Genomic DNA, 21,557 nt, shown 5'->3' with positions numbered 1-21,557 from the left:
CATGTTCAAGAAGCCTCTCGTTGCCGCCCTGATCGGCGCCGCCCTCATCGGCCTGGCGCCGCTCGCCCAGGCGCAGGACAAAGTGCTGCGCATCGTGCCGCAGTCCGACCTGAAGATCCTCGACCCGATCTGGACCACCGCCTTCATCACGCGCAACCATGGCTACGCGGTGTATGACACGCTCTTCGGCGTCGACGCTCAGGGCAAGGTGCAGCCGCAGATGGTGGGCGCCTACAACCGCAGCGCCGACGGCAACACCTGGACCTTCACGCTGCGCGATGGGCTTGCCTTTCACGACGGCAAGCCGGTGACCTCGGCCGACGCGATCCAGTCCATCAAGCGCTGGGGCCAGCGCGACGGGCTCGGCCAGAAGATGCTGGCAGCGCTCGCCAGCATGGAGGCGAAGGACGACAAGACTTTCGTGATGAGCTTCAAGGAGCCCTTCGGCATGGTGCTGGAGGCGCTGTCCAAGCCTTCTTCCAACCCGCCCTTCATCATGCCCAAGGCGGTTGCCGAGACGCCGGCAGACCAGCAGATCAACAGCACCGTCGGCTCGGGCCCGTACATCTTCAAGGCGGACGAGTACCGTCCGGGCGAGAAGATCGTCTACGTCAAGAACACCAAGTACGTGCCGCGCAAGGAAGCCGCGAGCGGCACCGCGGGTGGCAAGCTGGTCCACGTGGACCGCATGGAATGGGTCGTTCTCAACGATGCCCAGACCCAGGCCAACGCACTCGCCAACGGCGAGGTGGACATGATCGAGTGGGTGCCTTCGGAACAGTACCTGGCGCTCAAGGATGATCCCAAGATCGAGCTCGCGAGCCCGGTGCCTACCGGCTCCTACGCGCTGCACTTGAACCGCCTCGTGCCGCCCTTCAACAACGCGAAGATCGCGCAGGCTGCGCTGATGGCGATGAACCAGGAAGCGCTGCTGCGCGCCCAGATGGTGCACAAGGAGCTGTACAACACGAACCACTCCATCTACCCGAGCGGCAGCATCTATCACTCGGCCAAGACCTCCTACTTCACCGGCAAGCCGCAGTTCGAGAAGGCGAAGGCGCTGCTCAAGGAGGCCGGCTACAAGAACGAGCCGATCGTTCTCCTGTACCCGGCCAACTTTCCGGCGATCAACAAGTTCCCGCCGGTGATGGCGGCGCTGCTCAAGCAGGCCGGCTTCAACGTGGACATGCAGTCGATGGATTGGCCTACGCTGGTGACCCGGCGCGCGGTGAAGAAGCCCGCGAGCGAAGGCGGATGGAATGCCTTCATCACCGGCTGGGGCCTCGCGGACAACATCAACCCGATGTACTTCGCGCCAATGACGGGCAATGGCGAGAAGGGCTGGTTCGGCTGGACCACCGACGACGAGCTCGAGAATCTGAAAGGCGAGTTCCTCAAGACCAGCGACGAGGCGCAGCGCAAGGCGCTCGCCACGAAGATCCAGGAACGCGTGTTCGACGCCGCCGTGTTCGCCCCGGTGGGCGAGTACAAGCCGCTCACGGCCTATCGCAAGGGCGTCGTCTCCGGCCTGGTGTCGGGTCCGGTGGGCGTGCTCTGGGGCATCAGGAAGAACTGACCATGCTGGCCTTCCTGCTCCGGCGCATCGTCGCCACGCTTCCTGTTCTGGCGGTGGTGGCGTTGATCGTGTTCCTGATGACGCGGCTGGCTCCTGGCGATCCAGCGGCGTCCATCGTGGGCGACAACGCGACGACCGCGAACCTCGCCCAGGTGCGCACCAACCTCGGTCTGAACGATCCGCTGCCGGTGCAGTTCGGCCGCTGGGGTTCGCAGTTGCTGCGGGGCGACCTCGGCGAGTCCTTCTTCATGAAGAAGCCGGTCGTCGAACTGATCGGCCAGCGCATCGAGCCGACCCTCGCACTCGCCGGCGTGACGCTCCTGCTCACGCTGTTGATCGCGGTGCCGCTCGGCGTGCTGGCCGCGTGGCGCCACGGCGGATGGCTGGACCGCGCGCTGATGGGCTTCTCGGCGCTGGGATTCTCGGTGCCGGTGTTCGTGATCGGCTATCTGCTCATCTGGTTCTTCGCGCTCAAGCTGCAATGGCTTCCTGTGCAGGGCTACAACCGCATCGCCGACGGCTTCTGGCCGTGGCTGCGCAACCTGGTCATGCCGGCGGTGGCGCTGTCGGTGATCTACGTCGCGCTGATCGCGCGCGTCACCCGCGCGGCGGTGGCCGAAGCGATGACGGAGGACTACATCCGGACCGCGCGCGCCAAGGGAATTCCGGAAGTGCGCGTGCTGATGCGCCATGCGCTGGCGAACGCGGCGGTGCCCATTGTCACGGTCATCGGCATCGGCATCGCCCTGCTCATCGGCGGCGTGGTGGTCACCGAGTCGGTGTTCGCGATCCCCGGGCTCGGCTCGCTCACGGTGGACGCGGTGCTCTCGCGCGACTTCCCGCTCATCCAGGGCATCACGCTCTTCTTCTCGGTGATCTACGTGCTGGTCAACCTGCTGGTGGACCTGAGCTACCTGGTCTTCGATCCGCGCATCCGTTACTGAAGGAAAGTCCATGACGCAACAAGCCCTTCTGGACCCCTTGTCCACCGATCCGGCGACCGAGGCACCGCCTCCCCGGCGCAAGACGCTGTGGCGCCGCGTGCTCGCCAACGGCGCTGTGCGCTTCGGCGGCGGCGTGCTGGTGCTGCTGGTCGCCATGGCGATTCTTGCGCCGTGGCTGGGGACCATCGACCCGGTCGCGATGGACCCCGGCAGCGGCAACCTGATGCCCGGCAGCCGGGGCGACTTCAACAACCTCTCGGGCGACGTGATCGAGAACCACCTGTTCGTCATGGGCACCGACAGCCTCGGGCGCGACATCTGGAGCCGGACGCTTTACGGCGCGCGAGTATCGATCACGGTAGGGCTCGCGGCAGCCGTCGTGGCCCTGGTGTTCGGACTGATCGTCGGCCTCGGCGCCGGCTACTTTCGCCGGCTCGACGGCATCGTCATGCGCCTCATGGACGGCGTGATGGCGATCCCCGGCATCCTGTTCGCGGTGAGCCTGGTCGCGCTGTTCGGCGGAACGCTGGCGACGGTGGTGTTCGCGATCGCGGTGCCGGAGATCCCGCGCGTGGCGCGGCTGGTGCGCTCGGTGGTGCTGAGCGTGCGCGAAGAGCCCTATGTCGAAGCCGCCATCGCGCTCGACACGCCGACCTGGAAGCTGCTGGCGCGGCACATCCTGCCCAACGCCATCGCGCCGCTGATCATCCAGGGCACCTACGTGTGCGCCTCCGCAATCCTGGTGGAGGCCATCCTGTCCTTCCTCGGCGTGGGCCTGTCGGCCGAGATGGCGACCTGGGGAAACATCATGGCCGAGGGCCGTGCCCAGTTCAAGCAGTACCCGCACAACCTGCTCTTCCCGGGCATTTTCCTGGCCGCGACGGTGCTGGCCGTCAACATCATGGGCGACGGTCTGCGCGACACGCTCGATCCCAAGTTCAACAAGCGCGGGGAGTAGGACCATGCAGATGACCGTCGAGAAAGAAGTGAAGGAAGTCGCCGCACGCGAGGCTCTGCCGGTGCAACCGGTGCTCGCGGTGCGCGACCTGGCGGTGGCGCTGCCGCGCGGCGCCGATCGCCCCAATGCCGTGGAGCACATCGGCTTCGAAGTGCCGCCCGGCCAGATCGTCTGCCTGCTGGGCGAATCGGGCTCGGGCAAGTCGGTGATCGCCAGCGCCGTGATGGGCCTCCTGCCGCCGGGCCTGACACCGGTTGCGGGATCGATCCAGCTGAATGGCCGCGAACTGGTCGGCGCCACGCAGGCCGAGTTCCGCAGGCTGCGCGGCCCGACGATGGCGATGGTGTTCCAGGAGCCGATGACCGCGCTGAATCCGGTCATGACCTGCGGGGAGCAGATCGACGAGGTGCTCACCCAGCATGTGCGCATGGACAAGCCGGCGCGCCGCCAGGCCATTCTCGACATCATGGCGCGCGTGCGGCTGCCGGACCCCGCGCGCATGTACGACTCGTACCCGCATCAGCTCTCGGGCGGTCAGCGCCAGCGCATCGTGATCGCGATCGCACTGATCCTCAAGCCGGCGCTCCTGATCTGCGACGAGCCCACCACCGCCCTGGACGTGACCACGCAGGCCGAGATCCTCAGGCTCATCCGGGAACTCCAGACCGAGAACGGCACTGCGGTGCTGTTCATCACGCACGATTTCGGTGTGGTGGCCGAGATCGCGGACCAGGTCGTGGTGCTTCAGCTCGGCAAGATGATCGAGCGCGGGCCCGCGCGCAGCGTGCTCACGCAGCCCCGCGAGCCCTACACGAAGATGCTGCTGGCCGCGGTGCCCGAGCTTGCGGCGCATCCGCGCCCGCCGGTCACCGACAACTTCCCGCTGCTCGATGCGCGCAGCATCGTCAAGACCTATGTCAGCGGCAGCTGGCCAGGCAAGCGACGCGAGGTGCATGCGGTCAAGGAAGCATCGCTGGTCGTGCGTCCGAAGGAGACCGTGGGCATCGTCGGCGAATCGGGCTCGGGCAAGTCGACGCTCGCGCGCTGCATTGCCCGGCTGATCGACCCGACCGCCGGCGAGATCCACGCCAACGGCCGCTCGGTCGCGCATTTGCGCGGACGGCTTCTCTCGCCGTTCCGGCGCGACGTGCAGGTCATCTTCCAGGACCCTTATCGCTCCCTCAATCCGCGTCAGATGGTGGGCGCGTCGATCATCGAAGGGCCGCTGAACTTCGGCGTCCCGTACGACAAGGCCTTGAAGCGCGCGGAGGAACTGATGCACCTGGTGCGCCTCAAGCCCGAGGCGCTGCGGCGCTACCCGAGCGAGTTCTCCGGCGGGCAGCGCCAACGCATCTGCATCGCGCGCTCCCTGGCCTGCGAGCCCAAGCTGCTGATCGCCGACGAGGCGGTCTCCGCGCTCGACGTCTCGGTGCAGGCGCAGATCCTGAAGCTCCTCGACGAGATCCAGCAGAAGACCGGCGTGGGCATCCTCTTCATCACGCACGACTTGCGCGTCGCCAGCCAGATCTGCGACCGCGTGATCGTCATGCGCCAGGGTGCGATCGTCGAACAGGGCCCGGCGCGCGACGTGCTTCTCGCGCCGCGCGAGGACTACACCCGCGCACTGCTGGCCGCCGCCCCGGGACGAGGCTTCGCCTTCGGCCGGGGTTGATGCACCTCGACCCGAACTCCACGCATTTCCCAGGATCCATTCATGAACGTCTTCATCGCCGGTTTCCAACACGAGACCAACACCTTCGCGCCCACCCGTGCCGACTGGGCCGCCTTCGAGGCAGGCTCGGGATTCCCGCCTTACCGACGCGGCCCCGCGATCATCGAGGCCTATCGCGGCAAGGCGATTCCGATCGGCGGCTTCATCGTGGAAGCCGAGGCCCGGGGCTGGTCGCTCACCGCGTCGGGATGGGCCGGCGCAAACCCTTCCGCGCATGTCGTGCGCGATGCCTTCGAACGCATTGCGGGCGATATCGACGAGGACCTGCGCGCTGCGCTCGCGGGGCCGGGCGTCGATGCGGTCTACCTCGACCTGCACGGCGCGGCGGTCGCCGAGCACCTCGACGATCCCGAAGGCGAACTGCTCGCGCGCATCCGTGCGCGTGTCGGCCCGCAGGTGCCGATCGTCGCGAGCCTCGACCTGCATGCCAATGTCACGGCGCAGATGCTGGAGGCAGCAGATGCGCTCGTCGCCTACCGAACCTATCCGCATGTGGACATGAAGGACACCGGTGCGCTCGCTGCGACGCTGCTCGCACGCCGCATCGAGCGCGGCGAACGCGAACCGCTGGCCGTTCGCCGGCTGGACTTCCTTCTGCCGCTCAACGCCCAGAGCACGATGACCGCGCCGGCCAATGCGGTCTACGACGAGTTGCTGCGGCTCGACCAAAGGCACGGCAGCGTGCTGAGCTTTGCGATGGGCTTTCCCGCCGCCGACATCGCGGAATGCGGACCGGTGATCTGGGGCTATGGCGGTGAGGCCGCGGCGGCGGTCGAGGCGCTCTTCGCGCGCGTGGACCAGCCGCGCAGCCAGTGGCGGCTGGACCTGAAGACTCCCGACGCCGCGGTGCGCCAGGCGATGTCGCTCGCGGACGAGGAGGACAAGCCGATCGTGATCGCCGACACGCAGGACAACCCCGGGGCTGGCGGAGACAGCAACACCACCGGCATGCTCCATGCGCTCTTGGCCTGTGGAGCCGGTGAGCGCTTTCCCGGCCAGGTCGCGATCGGCCTGCTCGCGGACCCTGAAGCCGCGGCGCAGGCGCATGCGGCCGGCGAGGGTGCGCGCATCGACGTGCAACTCGGTCGCAGCGTGCCGACCTGGGGCGGCCGGCAGAGCGATGCACCCGTGGTCGTGCGCGCCACGGTGCGCCGGCTGCATGACGGGCTCGTCACGCTCAAGGGCCCGATGGGCATGGGCGGCGAAGTGCGCCTCGGCCCCAGCGCGTGCCTCGAAGTGCAGGGCGTGCTGGTCGGCATCTGCACCCAGAAGACGCAGATGCTGGACCGGGAGATGTTCCGCTTCCTCGGCATCGCTCCCGAGACGATGAAGATCCTCGTCAACAAGAGCTCGGTGCACTTTCGCGCCGACTTCGCGCCGATCGCCAGCCACATCCTCGTGGCCAAGGCAGAGGGCCCGATGGCTGCCGACCCGGCGGACCTGCCGTGGACGAAGCTGCCGGCCTCGATGTCCCTGAACCCCTGAACAACCGAACCCTGAAACCCCGATCGATCTTCAAGGAGAACCCGTGCCCAAGAGTCCCGAACACTATCTGCAGTACATGCGCGACCATGCGCCCGAATTCGTCACCGTGCGGCAGACCATCCACCAGAACCCCGAACTCGGCTTCGAGGAACACGGCACCAGCGCGCTGGTGGCCGAGCGCTTGCAGAAGTGGGGCTACGAGGTCGAGCGCGGCCTCGGCGGCACGGGTGTGGTCGGCCGGCTGCGTCGAGGCAGCGGCGGCAGGAGCGTCGGCATCCGCGCCGACATGGACGCCCTGCCCATCGAGGAAAAGACGGGCCTCGCCTACAGCAGCCGCCGGCCCGGCATCATGCACGCCTGCGGTCACGACGGGCACACCGCCATGCTGCTCGGCGCGGCCCAGTACCTCGCGACGGAAGGCGACTTCGCGGGCACGCTCAATCTGATCTTCCAGCCGGCCGAGGAAGGCATGGGCGGCGCGGTGCGCATGATGGACGACGGCCTGTTCGAGAAATACCCCTGCGACGCCATCTTCGCGATGCACAACATGCCCGGGCGGCGGCAGGGTGACCTGGCCTTCCGCGATGGCCCGACCATGGCTTCGTCGGATTACGCCACGGTCACGCTGTACGGCGTGGGAGGGCACGGTGCGATGCCGCATCACGCCCGCGACCCGATCGTCGCCGCCGCCAGCATCGTGATGGCCTTGCAGACCGTGGTGTCGCGCAACGCCGATCCGCAGCAGATGGCCATTGTCACCGTGGGTGCCATCCACAGCGGGAAGGCCAACAACGTCATTCCGCAGACCGCCACGCTGGAGATCAGCATGCGCGCGCTCACTCGCGAGACGCGCGTGCTGCTCGAACAGCGGCTGAAAGCCGTGGTGCAGGCGCAGGCCGAGAGCTTTGGCGTGCGCGCCGAGATCGACTTCCGCCCCGGCTACGCGGTGCTCGTCAACACGCCGGAGGAAACCGACTTCGCGCGCAGCATCGGGCGGCAACTCGTCGGCGATGCGCATGTCGAGATGCAGGCGGAACAGGTGACCGGGAGCGAGGACTTCGCCTTCATGCTCGAGAAGCGGCCCGGGTGCTACCTGATGATCGGCAATGGCCGTGGCGGCGAGCACGGGGGCTGCATGGTGCACAACCCCGGCTACGACTTCAACGACAGCAACCTGCCGATCGGTGCGGCCTACTGGGCCTTGCTGGCGGAGAGCTTCCTGGGGGCAGAGAGCACGAGCAGTTGACCGATCGGCGTCTTCATTTTCCAGCCGGGTCGATTTGTCGGGCTACGGCTTTTCGCGCTGCGCGCCATTGATCTCACGAAGCACGTTGGCGCCCAGTGCAGTGCCATGCACCGCCAGATGGGCGCCCAACTCGATGGCTTGCAGCAGTTCACCCGCTGCCAGCCCCTGCGACAGCGCAGTGGGCACGATCTGCCGGATCGCATCCGGGTTGAAGGCCGTGAAGCAGGCATGCAATGCCAGTTGCACCAGGCTGCGCTCCGCCGGAGTCAGCCCGGCGGCCGGCCCGCCTTGCTCGATGAAATCGAGCAGCACCTCGGCATAGCCGGGGTCGAGGCGCGCCACGGCGCCGAGGCGCAGCGCGTGTGCGGCGCCGAGCCTGTCGATGCGGGCCTGGAGCTTCGGGTCGATGGCCGCCAAGGTGCGGAGGTCGACGAACTCGCCCAGGATGTCGGTGGCCTGGCAGACGCCGGCGACGCCTTGCACGGCCACCAGGTGCAGCACATCGAAGATGTCGGCCTGCGTCGCCCCGACCTCGAGTGCTCGTTTCATGTGGGTGCGCAGGCCAGCCTCGAACAGATGCGAAGACGACGAGTCGAGCGCCACATAGGTCAGCTCCACCATGCGCTCGCTCAGCGGCCCCGTGCGCGCAGGGTAGCCGGCGTAGCGCGCGTACTGCCGCACGAAGCCGGGGCAGGACTCGAGCATGGTCTCGGTCCAGGGGCGCCAGTAGCCGCGCTCGGCGATGAAGAGCGCCTTGATCTGCGCCCGCTCGGCATCGGTGGCGCCGCCCGGTCCGTTCATCGCAACGCCCCTGGCGCGGCCGCGCTGCAGACCAGGGTCTGGCCGGTCAGGTACTGGGCGGCGGAGCCGCAGACGTAGCGCAGCAGCGGATGCAGCGACGAGGGGTCGATGGCGGCCGGCACTTCGAGCGCGTTGATGCGCAAGGCACGGCTGCCCCACTCGCAGGCGAGGGTCGAGACCAGCATCCGTGCCGCTGCGCCATCGCCGGCGTCCTGCCAGCGGCCGGGGTCATGCGGGGGCAGCAGCAAGGTCAGGCTGGCCTGCTGCGCGTGGCGGGCCGCAAAGCGCGCCGCGGCCGCGTGCACGGCCTGGAGCAGGCCTGCCGCTTCGCGCTGCAGCGGCGACAGGTCGAGGCAGGCCGCATAGCGTGGCTGCGCGGCCGACGACGGCAGCGCGCCTTCCCATGGCGTGCCATCGCCGCCGCAGACTTCCAGCTGCACCGGCGTGTCCAGCGGAAGCGGTTGCAGCGTGGCTGGTGGCAAGGGCTGGCTGCCGCCATAGACGGACGAGCCGCCGTTCAAGGCCAGGATCTGCCCGCTCAGGGGCGCGGCGCCGGGGCTGGCCAGGAAGTGCAGCGCCTGCGCCATCTCCTCGGGCGCAGCCATGCGGCCGAGCGGAATCTTGCCCAGCGCGCCTTCCGGCTTGAGTCGGCCGGCCTGGATCAACCCGTCCACCAGTTCGGTGCGGACGAATCCCGGCGCCAGCACGGTCACGCACCAGTCGGGCCGCGCTTGCGCCAGCGCGCGGGTCTGGGCGATGAGCCCCGCCTTGCTCGGGCTGTAGGCGCCGCGCCAGGGAATGGCATGCAGGCCGGCGCCGGACGACACGTTCACGATGCGGGCGCCGGGCTTCAGCAGCGCCGCGCACGCATCGACCACGGCCGCCGGCGCCGCCAGGTTGAGCGCGAGCAGGCGGCCCATCTGCGCCGGCCCCTGATCGGCCAGCGGCAGGTTGGACGCATCGGACATCCCGGCGTTGTTGATGAGGGCGTCCAGCGCGGGCGTGCCGTCGCCGAGGGAGGCGACCTGCTCCGGCTCGGTCAGGTCGATGGTGCGCAGCACATGCGCAGCCGAAGCCGGGGATGGGAGGCTCTGTCCCAACTGGTGCAAGGCCCCTTCGTTGTGGTCGACCAGCACGCATTGCCAGCCCGCGCCGGCAAACAGGCGCGCTGCTTCTAGTCCGATGCCGGAAGCGGCACCGGTGATCAGGACAGTCTGCATCTGCGACTCCGGAGCCGGGCTCAGATGTTGGTCAGCGTGATGCCGCCATCCACCGCCAGTGCCTGCGCCGTGATGAAGCCGGCGTCGTCGCTGGCCAGGAAGCAGATGCCGCGGGCGATGTCTTCCACCGTGCCCAGGCGGCCCAGCGGCGTGCGGGCAATGCGATTGGCGTCGCGCCCGGCGTCGCGGTTGCGCTGCGTGCCTTCGGTGGGAACGGCCGACGGGCAAATCGCGTTGACGCGGATGTTGCGCGCGCCCAGCTCGGCCGCGGCCGCGCGGGTGATCCCCAGGATGCCGGACTTGATGCCCGAATAGACCACCGAGTTGGCGGCGGAGCGCAGGGCGGCCACCGATGCCACGTTGACGATCGCGCCGCCGCGCTCCGGGTCCATCACGGCCACCGCCTCCTGCAGGCTCCAGATGACGGACTTGAAACCCACGTCCAGCATGCGCTCGACCGTCTCGGACATGATGTCGGGGATGGCCTGGTAGCGCACCCAGGCTGCGTTGTTCACCAGGATGTCGAAGCGCTTGCCGTGCGCGAACGAACGCTGGATGGCATCGCGGATGCCTTCGCGGGTGGCGATGTTCTGCACGACGGCAAAAGCCTGTCCTCCGCCGGACCGGATCTCGTCCACGACAGGAGCGACCAGTTCTTCCTTGAGGTCGTTCACGCAGACGATGGCACCACGGGCGGCCATCTGCAAGGCGGTCTCGCGCCCGATGCCGGCGCCGGCGCCGGTGATGAGGGCCACGCGGCCGAGCAGATCCTGGTTCATTCGAATTCCTTGGTTCATTGGGACTGGATGAAGTCCCGGCCGACCTGGCTGGCGAGCGCGCCCGAGCCGAATGCGGCATCGAACTTGCGCACTTCGCGCAGGGCGTAGTGCAGCGGCACTTCCCAGGTGAAGCCCATGCCGCCATGCAGGTGGATGGATTTCTCCAGCACGAAGCACGCGTTCGCGAGGGCATTGGCCAGCACCGGTCGCGCGCTGCGCAGCTGGCCGTATTCGTCGGTATGGAGCACGCGCCGGATGCCGGCGTTGGAGGCCTCCTGCAGCAGCCGCATGCGTGCCAGCAGGTGGCGCACGGCCTGCTTGGCCGACAGGGGGCGCCCGAACTGCACACGGGTCGACATGTAGTCGGCCGTGGTGGCCAAGGCCGCCTCGGCGGCGCCGTTGACCAGGCCGGCGATCAGGATGTGGCTGTCGCACTGCAGCGCCGAGAATGTCGCGGCATCCAGTTCGGCCAGCACCGTGGCGCCGTCCAGCGTCAGCCACGACTGGGGGTGCTCCGGGTCCAGCGCCTCGTCGTCCTGGATCTCGACGGAACTCAGCGCCAGCAGGGCGCCGCCGCCCCGGCCGTCGGCCACCAGCACCCAGTCGCAGTCCCTGGCGTGGCGCGCATGGCCGGCGAAAGCGTCTTGCAGGCTGCCCTGCAGCGCCCAGGTCGCCACGCGTTCGCCGCTGGCCAGTTCTGCCGCCAGGGGCGAGTCGCCGAGGGCCTTGGCGATCAGCAGGGTCTCGAGCAGCGGCCAGTGCAGTCGCAGCTTGCCCGCCTCGGCCACGATGGGCAGCGCGAACTCGATGCCCAGGGCCAGCCCGCCGGCGTCTTCGCGCGCGCACACGCCGCAGAGGCCCGCGCTCGCCAGCACCTGGGCGGCGCCGCGGAAGTCGCGCGTCTGCGCATCCTTGATCGCCTCGGCCGCGGCCTGGGCGAACTCTTCGGGCTTGAGATCGTTGTCTGACGTGCTCATCTCAAAGGTCCTTTGGCAGATTCATGATGCGCTGGGCAATGATGTCCAGCTGCACTTCGGTGGTGCCGGCGTAGATGGTCTCGGCACGCGAATAGAAATAGGCGGTGGTGAAGTGCTTGCGCGCGCGCTGCGCCAGCGCGCTGGAGCGCGGGTTCACCTGCGACACGACGGACAGCGCCAGGCCTGCGAAAGCCTGGTGGCACTCGGACCAGTAGAGCTTGGTCAAGGAACCTCGGGCGCCGATCTTGTCGCCCGCCATCATCTGGTCCACCGTCCGCTCGACCAGGCCCTTGAGCGCATCGATCTCGCCCACCACCTCGCCGATGCGGCGCTGGCAGCTGCCGTCGTCCAGCAGCCGGGACAGCTGCGGGTCGGACTTGCAGGCGGCGACCAGCTGGCGCAGCTCGCAATCGAAGCGCCAGGCTCGGTACATGCGGTTGGTCGCGCGCTCGATGGACAGCACGCGGATGGCCGCATTCCAGCCCTCGTCCGGCGCGCCGAGGCGCGCGCTGTCGGGCACCACGACGTTGTCGAAGAAGACCTCGGCGAAAGACACCTTGCCGTCGATCGACTTGATGGGCACCACCCGGATGCCGGGCGTGTCCATCGGCACCGCGAACATCAGCAGGCCGCGGTGCTTGTCGGCCACGGTGCCGGTGCGCGTCAGCAGCAGGCAATAGCGCGCCTTGGCGGCGCCGCTGGTCCAGATCTTCTGGCCGTTGATGCGCCAGCTGTCGCCCTCCTGCACGGCCTTGGTCCGCAGGCGCGCCAGGTCGGAGCCGGCGTCGGGCTCCGAGAAGCCCTGGCACCAGTAGTCGCGCATCGAGAGGATGCGCGGCAGGAACAGCTGCTTCTGTTCTTCGGTGCCCACGGTCTGGATGATCGGGCCGGCGAGCTCCTTGCCGATCGAGCTCACGCTCTCGGGCATGGCCAGCGCGCCCACTTCCTTGTTGACGACCAGATGCTCGCGCAGAGTCAGGCCCAGGCCGCCATAGGCCCGGGGCCAGGTCATGCCCGCGAGCCCGGCGTCGTACATCGAGGCCTCCCAGTCGCGGCACTCGTCCAGCGTGGGCGTGCGGTAGTCGACGCTGTCCGCGCGCATGTGGCCGGGCAGGTGGGTGCCAAGCCATTGGCGTGCGTACTGGCGGTAGACGGCCGGGCCCGCTGCGGCGTCCGGAATGGCCGGGTTCTTTTCCATGTGCATGAGAACCTTCAATGGGCAGAGGTGTTGCGGGAGGTCGGGACCATCAGGGCGTCGAGGACGAGGACGCCCTCGCCTTGCGGCTTGACCAGGATGGGGTTCATGTCGATCTCAGCCACGTCGGCGGCATGGCGGCAGGCGAATTCCGAGAGCCTGGCCACCGTGCGGGCGGCTGCGGCCACGTCTGCCTTGGGCTGCCCGCGGGCGCCGTCCAGCAGCGGGAACATCTTCAGGCCGCGGATCATCCGCAGCGCTTCGTCTTCGGAGACCGGCGCCACCTGGACCGCGACATCCTTCAGGATCTCGGCATAGATGCCGCCCAGCCCCACCATCACGACCGGGCCGAACACGGGGTCGCGCGAGACACCGGCAATCAGCTCCACGCCGCCGCAGACCATCGGGGCCACCAGCACGCCGTCCAGGCGTGCCCGGGGCGCGTGCTCCCGGGCGTTGGCCATGAGCCGGTCGTAGGCCTGCCGCACGGCGTCGTCGTCCTGCAGGCCCAGCGCGACACCGCCGATCTCGGTCTTGTGGGCGATGTCTTCGGAGGCGATCTTGAGGACCACCGGATAGCCCGTGGCCCGGGCGCTGCGCACGGCATCGTCGGCCGACGCCACCACTTCCTCGCGCGGCACGCTGATGCCCGCGGCCGCCAGCGCCTTCTTGGCATGGAACTCGTTGCGAAACACCGCGGCATCGACGCCGTCGACCGGGCCGCCGTAGGCAGCGGCGGTGGGCAAGGTGGTGAGCTGGCCCAGCCTGACCAGGCCTGCCAGTCCGCTGGCGGCCGCCGGAATGCTCGGGAACACCGGGATGCCCAGCGCATTGATCTCGGCCACCGCATCGGGCGGGCCCTGGCTGATGATGACCAGCAGGCGGTCGGGATGGCTGGCGCGGATCTTCGACAGCGCCTCCAGGTACACGCCGCGCAGGCGCGGGTTGTACAGCGACAGGGCCAGCAGCAGCACCAGCGTGCTGCCGTTGGCATCGTTCTGCAGGGCCGTCAGCATCTTCAGCAGGATGTCGGGCCGGGCGGACATCTGGGCCGAGGCGTCCACCGGGTTGTTGGTGCCGGCGGTCGGCACGGCCTCGCGGATCAGGGCCCGGGTGGTGTCGGCGAGCTGCGGCAGCGTCATGCCGGCCTGCACCATCGCGTCCGCCATCATGATGCCGAAGCCGCCCGACGCCGCCACCAGGGTCACGGCGTCGGTGGTGGGCAGGCGCTCTGCGCGCAGCAGGGCGGCGGCATGGCCGACGTCGAGCAGTTCCTCGAACGAGCGCACGCGCAGCACGCCATAGCGGCGGAAGACGGCGTCGAAGACGGCGTCCGATCCCATCAGCGCGCCGGTGTGCGAGGCAGCGGCCGCCTGGCCCTGCTCGGTGGCGCCGATCTTGAGGACGATCACCGGCTTGTGCTGCAAGCGCGCCATGTCGAGCGCCGCGATCAGGCGGCCGGCATCGCGGCAGGTTTCCATGCAGCACAGGATGATGCGGGTGTCGGCATCCTGGGCCAGCGCGGCAATGCCGTCGGCCACGTCCACGTCGGCTTCGTTGCCGGTGGCGATGAAGCGGCTCACGCCCAGGCCGCGCTCGGCCATGTTGCGCATCGTGAAGCTGCCGATGTTGCCCGACTGCGAGACGATGCCGACCTCGCCGGCAGGCGGCAGGCTCTGCTCCAGCGCGATCGAGAAGGAGCCGACCAGCCGGTCCACCACGTTGACCGCGCCCAGGCAGTTGGGGCCCAGCAGCCGCATGCCATGGTTGCGCGCGACGCGCACCAGTTCGGCCTGCAGGGCGACGCCTTCGGGGCCGGCCTCGGCGAAGCCCGCGGACAGCACGATCACGCCGCGCACGCCGCGGCTGCCGCAGTCGCGAACCGCCTGCAGCGTGGCTTCGACCGGCACCGCGAGGATGGCCAGCTCCGGCGCCGTCGGCGTGTCCAGGATCGAGGCGTAGGCCTGCAGGCCCTGGATGGTGCCGCCCTTGGGGTTGACCGGATAGATCGGGCCGGCATAGCCGTACTTGCGCAACAGCTGCACCGGACGGCCGCCGATCTTGGTGATGTCGTCGGAGGCGCCGATCACGGCCACGCCGTCGGCCTTGAAGAATGCGTCGAGCCCGGTGCCCGGGGTGGCTTGGACCTGGTTCAGCATGGCTCAGCGTCCCTTGAAGACCGGGGCGCGCTTCTCCAGGAAGGCCATGCGGGCTTCGCGGGCGTCTTCGGTCTTCGACAGCGCCATGGTGAACTCCTGCTCGAAGCGATAGGCGTCGCGCTGGGGCATGACGTCCACCATGTTGGCCGCCCGCTTCGCGTAGGCGATGGCCAGCGGCGCCTTGGAGGCGATCTCGCGGGCGAGGGACATCGTGAAGGGCAGCAGGTCCTTCTCGGACAGCACATCCTCGATCACGTTGCGCTTGAGCAGGTCGTGCGCGCTCAGGCGCTGGCCCGTGAAGAACATGCGGCGCAAGGTCGAGCGGCCGAACAAGGTCTTGAGCATGGAGGCGCCGCCGGCCAGGCCGACGTTGATCTCCGGCATGCCCACGGTCGCGTTCTCCGAGGCATAGAGGATGTCGCAAGCGGCTGCGAGGCCGAAGCCGGCGCCCAGAGCCGCGCCGTTGATCGCGGCGATCACGGGCTTGGCGCACTCGCGGATCGCGTTGCCGGTCTCGCGGGTGATGCGGTTGTGCTCGAGGAAGTCGCCGGCGACATCGGCGCTGGGGCGGTCCTTCAGGTCGGCGCCGGCGCAGAACACGCTGCCGGCGCCAGTCAGCACGGCGCAGCGGATGTCTTCGCGCTCGGAGATGGCGTCGAAGGTGGCGACCAGCTCGCGGCGCATGTCGCGGCTCAGCGCATTGACCGGCTGCCGGTCCATGGTGACCAGACCCACACCGTCTGCGACTTCCAGACGAACCCATTCATTGCTGCTCATACACCACCTCTGTAAGAAGCCCGCCCGCTGCGGCACGGACCAGAAAAAAAGGAAGCACTTGCTGGACAAACAACCCGCCTTGCCGCGGGAGCTTCTGTTTCTTCCGGAGCCGGGTGGCTTCGCTTGTTTGTCTCGGTTTCAATATGCTCGGTCGATTGTAGAAATGATGGTGAAATTCATCTCTCGATAATCCGGGAAAGTGTCCTGCAAAAAATGAAGCATTCGCCGGCGGGCCGGCTTGCTACCATGCGCGCTCTTTGCCGCCCGCCCGCTCAATTCGCGGACTTGAATTGATCCAATTGGGCGGATGCAATTGATTTCCCTTTAATTGCCGGGCCGATCAAATGACCGAGACAATGAAAATTCAGCGCCTCGGCGATTTGAAGACGCAATTGGGCGAATGCCCGGTGTGGCATGGGCACGCGCTCTGGCTGCTGGACTGCCGCGCCGGCCTGGTGCTTGCGCTGGACCCCGACACCGGCGCGGTGACGGCGCGCCATGAAGCGCCGGCACCCCTGGGCTCGTTCGCATTCAATGGCGACGACTGCATCGTGCTGGCCCTGAAGGAGGACATCGCGGCGCTGGACCTGCGCACCGGGCAATTGCGCCGGCTGGCGAACATCGGGGAGAGCCACCCCCATCTGCGGCTGAACGACGGCATCTCGCTGGCCGACGGCAGCTTCGTGGTCGGCACCCTGCATGCGCCGCGCGAGCCCGGCGAGCCGCCGCTGGGCGGCCTGTACCGGCTCGATACCGGCCTGCAGCTGCAGCAGCTCGACGACGGCCTGGGCATCGTCAACGGCCCGTGCGTGAATCCGGTCAGCGGGCGCCTGCACGTGGCCGACAGCACGGCGAGGGTCGTCTATTCGTATGCGATCGCGGCCGACGGCCGGCTGGCGGACAAGCAGGTGTTCGTCCGCACCGACGCCCATGACTCCGGGCCGGACGGCTGCTGCTTCGACAGCGAAGGCGGGCTGTGGACTGCGCTGGTGCGGGTGGGCGCGCTGGCCCGCTTCGACATGCAGGGCCGGCTCACCCACAAGATCGACCTGCCGGTGACCCACCCGAGCGCCTTGTGCTTCGGCGGCCCTCAGATGGACGACCTGTTCGTCACGACCATCAGCGACAGCGGCCGCCTGAGCGCATCCGGGCCCCTGGACGGTGCCGTGCTCAAGCTGACCGGCCTGGGCTTCCGCGGCGCGGCACGGCCCGAGTGCCGGATGCCGCTCTAGCGCCGCGCGCGGCGGCTACCCCGCGGGCGGTGAAGCCAGGCCGGCGGCCTTGCCGTGCGCCGAGAAGCGCAGCTCGGGCCCCGCCACGTGTTCAGCCACGAAATCAAGGAACAGGCGGATCTTGGCGGGCATGATGGGCGTGTCCAGGATCGTCGCGTACATGCCCTCGTCGAAGCCCTTGTTGCTGATGCGATGGTCGCTCAGCACCCTCACCAGCCGGCCCTGGCGCAGGTCGTTGTGCACGGTGTAGTCGTCGAGCAGCGCCAGGCCTTCGCCCAGGCGGGCCAGTTCCAGCAGGGCGATCCCGTTGTTGCTGACATGGCGGGGCTTGAAGGCGATCTCGCTGCTCTGGCCCTGCTGCTTGAACTGCCAGGTGTATTCATCGCCGGGCAACTGGTAGGCCAGGCACTCGTGCGCGAGGATGTCTTCGGGCGCCTGCAAGCCGGGCTTGCCCGCCAGGTAGGCGGGAGCGCCGACCAGGTAGCGATCGCTCTGGAACAGCATGCGGCGCTTCACGCCGGCCTCCACCGGCGGCGAGATCCGGAAGTCGATGTCGATCTGGCTGCGCCGCAGGTCCGCAGGCGCCTCGCCCAGCGTGAGTTCGATGTGGATCTCCGGGTAGAGCTTGCGGAAGCCCGCGATCAGGGGCGGCAGCACGCCCAGGCCGAACATCATGCGCGAGTGCACCCGCAGCAGGCCCTGCGGCGCGCTGCTGATCGCGGTGATGTTGGTCTGGAGTTCGTTGATGCGCCACAGGATGCCCTCCAGCTGACGCGCGTATTCCTGCCCCGATTCGGTCAGCGAGACCTGGCGCGTCGAGCGCGTCAGGAGCTTGACCTTCAGCTCCTCCTCGATGTCGGTGATCATGCGCGACACCCCGGTCGCCGAGATGCCGAAGCGACGCGCCGTTTCGGAGAAGTTCCGGGTCTGCGAGATCGACAGGAAGAGCTCCATGGCGCGCAATCTATCCATGAGTCCTCCAGTCTTCGCAGTTCAGATCTGCAGTTTCATGCATTATCAATTCAGCTGGCCTGCCTAGAATTTGGTACCCCTCACGGGCACTATTTTCAGCGGAGACAGCACATATGGAATTCGGAGTATTCATTCTCGCCCAGCAGCGGGGCTATCACCAGACTTCGCAGCAGGTCATCAACAATTCCATCGAGCAGACTGTCGTGGCGGAGCAGGCGGGTTTCAACAACGCCTGGTATGCCGAGCATCATTTCAACAATTACTCGCTCTCGCCGTCGCCGTTGATGATGGTGGCCCACATGGCTGCCAAGACGAAGCGCATCCGCCTGGGCACTGCCGTCTGCATTCTTCCACTCTACCAGCCGGCACGTTTCCTGGCCGAGGTCGGATTCGTGGACACGGTCTCCAATGGCCGTCTGGACCTGGGTGTGGGCTCGGGCTATCAGGAGTTCGAATTCGAGCGGTTCGGCGTGAAGATTGCCGAGGCCAGCGCGATCTACAACGAATTCCTGGACATCCTCCCGAAGGGCCTGACCCAGCAGACCTTCGAGTACCAGGGCCAGTTCCTCAAGGTGCCGCCGAGCTCCGTGGCGGTGCGCTGCGTCCAGGGTCCCATGCCGCCGGTGTGGATCACCTCGGGCAACCCGGTGGCGCTGGGGCGCGGCGTGCGCGAGAACCACAACCTGTTCGTGACCGCGCTGCTCAACGGCAACGAGGGCGTCCAGGGGCTGCGCGATCGCCTGGTGAAGGTGGCCGACGACAACGGCAAGGACCTGGACCGCGATGTGAAGTTCGGCTTCCTGCGCTGCGCCTACGCCTCCGACGACAACGCGGAGATCGACGCCTACCTGGACTGCGCACGCTTTCAGCGCCGCATATCCGAGAGCCTGAAGTTCCGCCGATCGCAGTCCGACGACGGCTACATGATCAAGGAAGTGCCGTCCGAGACGGACCCCACCATGGAGCAGCTGCGCAAGAACCTGCCCGTGGGCGCGGTCAACCAGGTCATCGACAAGATGCTCGAAGAAATCAGCATCCTGCGGCCCAAGCACATCGCGCTGCAGACCCAGCTGGGCGACTTCGATCAGAAGACGATGCTCAAGCAGATCGAACTCTGGGGTGAAAGAATCATCCCGGCCATCAAGAAGGAGTTGGGACGTCACCAGCCGGCGACCGACGCGCTGGCTGCTTGAAGCGTCTTTCTTTCCCCATTCCCCAACTCATCGCGCAATCGAATCTGGAGACAAGCATGAACAACAACGCACTCATCAAGCGCCGCACGGTATTGCTCGGCAGCGTCCTGCTCGGGGCCGGCGTCAAGGCTATCGCCAACACCGACAAGTGGCCATCGCGCCCCATCCGCCTGGTCGTTGCCGGCTCGGCCGGCGCAGGCGGCGACATCTTCGCCCGGCTGATCGCCGAGCCCTTGTCGAGAACGCTGGGGCAGCCGGTGGTGGTGGACCCCAAGCCGGGCGCCAACGGACTGATCGCTTGCGACACCGTGGCCAAGGCGCCGGGCGACGGCTACACGCTGCTGTTCGCGCCGTCGTCGTCCATCCTCATCAATCCGGTGATTCACCCCAAGCTCCCCTACAACGCGGAGAAGGACCTGGTCCCCGTCACGCAGGTCGGCGCCGCCGGCATCCTGCTGATGGCGAATCCGAGCACCGGCTTCAAGAACCTGGCGGACATGGTGGCCTATGCCAAGTCCCATCCCGGCAAGCTCGCCTACGGCTCGTGGGGCACGGGCTCGTCCGGCCACCTGGCCATGGAAGGCATCAAGGCGCACTATGGCCTGGACATGCCCCATGTGCCGTACAAGACCATCGTCACCGAAGTGACCGACCTGATCGCCAACAACATCAGCGTCGCCTTCACCGATATCGCTTCCCCGATTCCGCACATGCGAAGCGGCCGGCTGGTGGGCCTGGGCCAGACCGGATCGCAGCGCTGGCCTGCCACGCAGGATGTGGCCACCCTGTCGGAACAGGGATTCAAGTTCGACGCCGATGGCTGGTACGGCGTGTTCGCGCCGGCGGGGACGCCGACGGAGATCATCGACCGGCTCAACGCAGAGATCAACCGCCTGCAGAAGACCGACGAGGTGCGCCAGAAGATCGAAGGACAGAACATGGTCGTGCCTCCGAGCCGCTCGGCCAAGCAGTTCGCGGCGTCGGTCAAGAAAGACGCCGCCGTCTGGCAGGGATTGGCGAAGGTGACCGATCTGAGCGACAAGTAGACGCGCGACCGCCATCGCGCAAGGACGACCGGGGCCACAGGCCCCGGTTTGCTTTTGGGGGCCGCCGCGGTGCCGGCGAAGCGCGCATCCCGCACTTTTTTGCAGGACTGAACCACGCTCCTTCCATATTCCCGATTGCCCGCTCCAAACGCAGAATTCCTGCATCGCACATCACTCACTTGAAGCGGAGCAACACATGGAATTCGGCGTATTCATCCTGGCGCAGCAGCGTGGCTATCACCAGAGCTCGCAACAGGTCATCCAGAACTCGATCGAGCAGACCGTGGTGGCCGAGCAGGCCGGCTTCAACACCGCCTGGTATGCGGAGCATCACTTCAACAACTACTCGCTCTCGCCCTCGCCGCTGATGATGATCGCCCACATGGCGGCCAAGACCCGGCGCATCCGCCTGGGCTCCGCCGTGTGCATTCTTCCGCTGTACCACCCGGCACGCTTCCTGGCCGAGGTGGGCTTCGTGGACACGGTGTCCAACGGCCGCCTGGAGCTCGGCATCGGCTCGGGCTACCAGGAGTTCGAGTTCGAGCGCTTCGGCGTGAAGATCGAGGACTCGGGCGCGATCTACAACGAGTTCCTGGACATCATCCCCAAGGGCCTGACCCAGAAGATCGTCGAATACGATGGCCAGTTCCTCAAGCTACCGCCGAGCTCGATCGCCGTGCGTCCGGTGCAGGACCCGATGCCGCCGCTGTGGATCACCTCGGGCAACCCCGTCACGCTGGGCCGTGGCGTGCGCGAAGGCCACAACCTGTTCGTGACGGCACTGCTCAATGGGACGGACGCGATCGTGGCCCTGCGCGAGCGCCTGGACAAGGTGGCGCAAGACAACGGCGCGGACCTCGACGACGACGTGAAGTTCGGTTTCCTGCGCTGCGCATTCGCCTCCGACAAGCAGTCCGAGATCGATGCCTACCTGGACAACGCGCGCTTCCAGCGCCGCATCTCGGAGAGCCTCAAGTTCCGCCGCGCCCAGTCGGACGACGGCTACATGGTCAAGGAAGTGCCGTCGCCCACGGACCCGAGCTTCGAACAGCTGCGCAAGAACCTGCCGGTGGGCTCGGTCAACCAGGTGATCGACAAGATGCTCGAAGAGATCAGCATCCTGCGGCCCAAGCACATCGCGCTGCAAACGCAGTTGGGCGACTTCGACCAGAAGACCATGCTGCGCCAGATCGAGCTGTGGGGCGAGAAGATCATCCCGGCGATCCGCAAGGAAGTCGAGTCGATGAGCGCGGTCTCCGCCTGAA

18 protein-coding genes are annotated in these 21,557 nt (G+C 67.6%); 10 read left to right on the top strand and 8 right to left on the bottom strand.

Annotated features, from left to right (window positions below):
* Position 1 precedes the first annotated feature (1 nt).
* From QTI45_RS25490 to QTI45_RS25465, 6 genes are all read left to right on the top strand, one after another.
* Positions 2–1,576, top strand: a complete 1,575-nt coding sequence (locus tag QTI45_RS25490) for an ABC transporter substrate-binding protein (RefSeq protein WP_286656275.1) — start codon at positions 2–4, stop codon at positions 1,574–1,576.
* 2 nt (positions 1,577–1,578) lie between these two features.
* Entirely contained in the window at positions 1,579–2,520 is a 942-nt protein-coding gene (locus QTI45_RS25485) for an ABC transporter permease (protein ID WP_286369498.1), read from the top strand.
* 10 nt (positions 2,521–2,530) lie between these two features.
* Positions 2,531–3,478, top strand: coding sequence for an ABC transporter permease (locus tag QTI45_RS25480; protein WP_286656274.1), 948 nt, complete (start codon positions 2,531–2,533; stop codon positions 3,476–3,478).
* A gap of 10 nt (positions 3,479–3,488) precedes the next feature.
* On the top strand, positions 3,489–5,150 hold the full coding sequence (locus tag QTI45_RS25475) for a dipeptide ABC transporter ATP-binding protein (RefSeq protein ID WP_286656440.1): 1,662 nt from the start codon (positions 3,489–3,491) through the stop codon (positions 5,148–5,150).
* Positions 5,151–5,192: 42 nt separating this feature from the next.
* Entirely contained in the window at positions 5,193–6,695 is a 1,503-nt protein-coding gene (locus QTI45_RS25470) for a M81 family metallopeptidase (RefSeq protein WP_286369496.1), read from the top strand.
* 76 nt (positions 6,696–6,771) lie between these two features.
* Positions 6,772–7,941, top strand: coding sequence for a M20 aminoacylase family protein (locus tag QTI45_RS25465; RefSeq protein WP_286656439.1), 1,170 nt, complete (start codon positions 6,772–6,774; stop codon positions 7,939–7,941).
* A gap of 42 nt (positions 7,942–7,983) precedes the next feature.
* On the opposite strand, the gene QTI45_RS25460 is transcribed toward QTI45_RS25465, so the two are convergent.
* From QTI45_RS25460 to QTI45_RS25430, 7 genes are read right to left on the bottom strand one after another with little or no spacing between them, the layout of a single operon-like run.
* Positions 7,984–8,742, bottom strand: coding sequence for a carboxymuconolactone decarboxylase family protein (locus QTI45_RS25460; RefSeq protein ID WP_286656273.1), 759 nt, complete (start codon positions 8,740–8,742; stop codon positions 7,984–7,986).
* Positions 8,739–9,962, bottom strand: coding sequence for an SDR family NAD(P)-dependent oxidoreductase (locus QTI45_RS25455; RefSeq protein ID WP_286656272.1), 1,224 nt, complete (start codon positions 9,960–9,962; stop codon positions 8,739–8,741). The genes QTI45_RS25460 and QTI45_RS25455 overlap by 4 nt, the downstream gene beginning before the upstream one ends.
* Positions 9,963–9,982: 20 nt before the next feature.
* Complete coding sequence (locus tag QTI45_RS25450) at positions 9,983–10,741, bottom strand: SDR family NAD(P)-dependent oxidoreductase (RefSeq protein ID WP_286656271.1); 759 nt, start codon at positions 10,739–10,741, stop codon at positions 9,983–9,985.
* Between the two features lie 14 nt (positions 10,742–10,755).
* Entirely contained in the window at positions 10,756–11,718 is a 963-nt protein-coding gene (locus QTI45_RS25445) for an acyl-CoA dehydrogenase family protein (protein ID WP_286656270.1), read from the bottom strand.
* Between the two features lies 1 nt (position 11,719).
* Positions 11,720–12,922, bottom strand: a complete 1,203-nt coding sequence (locus tag QTI45_RS25440) for an acyl-CoA dehydrogenase family protein (protein WP_286656269.1) — start codon at positions 12,920–12,922, stop codon at positions 11,720–11,722.
* An 8-nt stretch (positions 12,923–12,930) separates the two neighbouring features.
* Positions 12,931–15,072: an acetate--CoA ligase family protein gene (locus QTI45_RS25435; RefSeq protein WP_286656268.1), complete on the bottom strand. Its 2,142-nt coding sequence runs from the start codon at positions 15,070–15,072 to the stop codon at positions 12,931–12,933.
* A 3-nt stretch (positions 15,073–15,075) separates the two neighbouring features.
* Positions 15,076–15,849 carry an enoyl-CoA hydratase/isomerase family protein gene (locus QTI45_RS25430; RefSeq protein WP_286369489.1) on the bottom strand — a complete coding sequence of 258 codons (774 nt, stop codon included), beginning with the start codon at positions 15,847–15,849 and terminating at the stop codon, positions 15,076–15,078.
* 356 nt (positions 15,850–16,205) lie between these two features.
* Here QTI45_RS25430 and QTI45_RS25425 point away from each other — a divergent pair, with 356 nt between their 5' ends.
* Positions 16,206–17,081, top strand: a complete 876-nt coding sequence (locus QTI45_RS25425; RefSeq protein ID WP_286656267.1) for an SMP-30/gluconolactonase/LRE family protein — start codon at positions 16,206–16,208, stop codon at positions 17,079–17,081.
* 15 nt (positions 17,082–17,096) lie between these two features.
* Here the strand turns inward: QTI45_RS25425 and QTI45_RS25420 are convergent, their stop codons facing one another.
* Entirely contained in the window at positions 17,097–18,053 is a 957-nt protein-coding gene (locus QTI45_RS25420; RefSeq protein ID WP_286369487.1) for a LysR family transcriptional regulator, read from the bottom strand.
* Positions 18,054–18,166: 113 nt separating this feature from the next.
* Here QTI45_RS25420 and QTI45_RS25415 point away from each other — a divergent pair, with 113 nt between their 5' ends.
* From QTI45_RS25415 to QTI45_RS25405, 3 genes are all read left to right on the top strand, one after another.
* On the top strand, positions 18,167–19,246 hold the full coding sequence (locus tag QTI45_RS25415) for an LLM class flavin-dependent oxidoreductase (protein WP_286369486.1): 1,080 nt from the start codon (positions 18,167–18,169) through the stop codon (positions 19,244–19,246).
* A gap of 56 nt (positions 19,247–19,302) precedes the next feature.
* The gene (locus tag QTI45_RS25410; RefSeq protein ID WP_286369485.1) at positions 19,303–20,292 is read left to right on the top strand and encodes a Bug family tripartite tricarboxylate transporter substrate binding protein; all 990 of its coding nucleotides are present in this window, start codon (positions 19,303–19,305) and stop codon (positions 20,290–20,292) included.
* Between the two features lie 196 nt (positions 20,293–20,488).
* Complete coding sequence (locus tag QTI45_RS25405) at positions 20,489–21,556, top strand: LLM class flavin-dependent oxidoreductase (RefSeq protein ID WP_286656266.1); 1,068 nt, start codon at positions 20,489–20,491, stop codon at positions 21,554–21,556.
* Position 21,557 lies beyond the last annotated feature (1 nt).

Origin of the sequence: Variovorax saccharolyticus (assembly GCF_030316765.1) — a bacterium.
GTDB lineage: Bacteria > Pseudomonadota > Gammaproteobacteria > Burkholderiales > Burkholderiaceae_C > Variovorax > Variovorax saccharolyticus.
The sequence above is the reverse complement of the archived record's forward strand: the minus strand, read 5'-3'. Positions and strand labels throughout refer to the sequence as shown.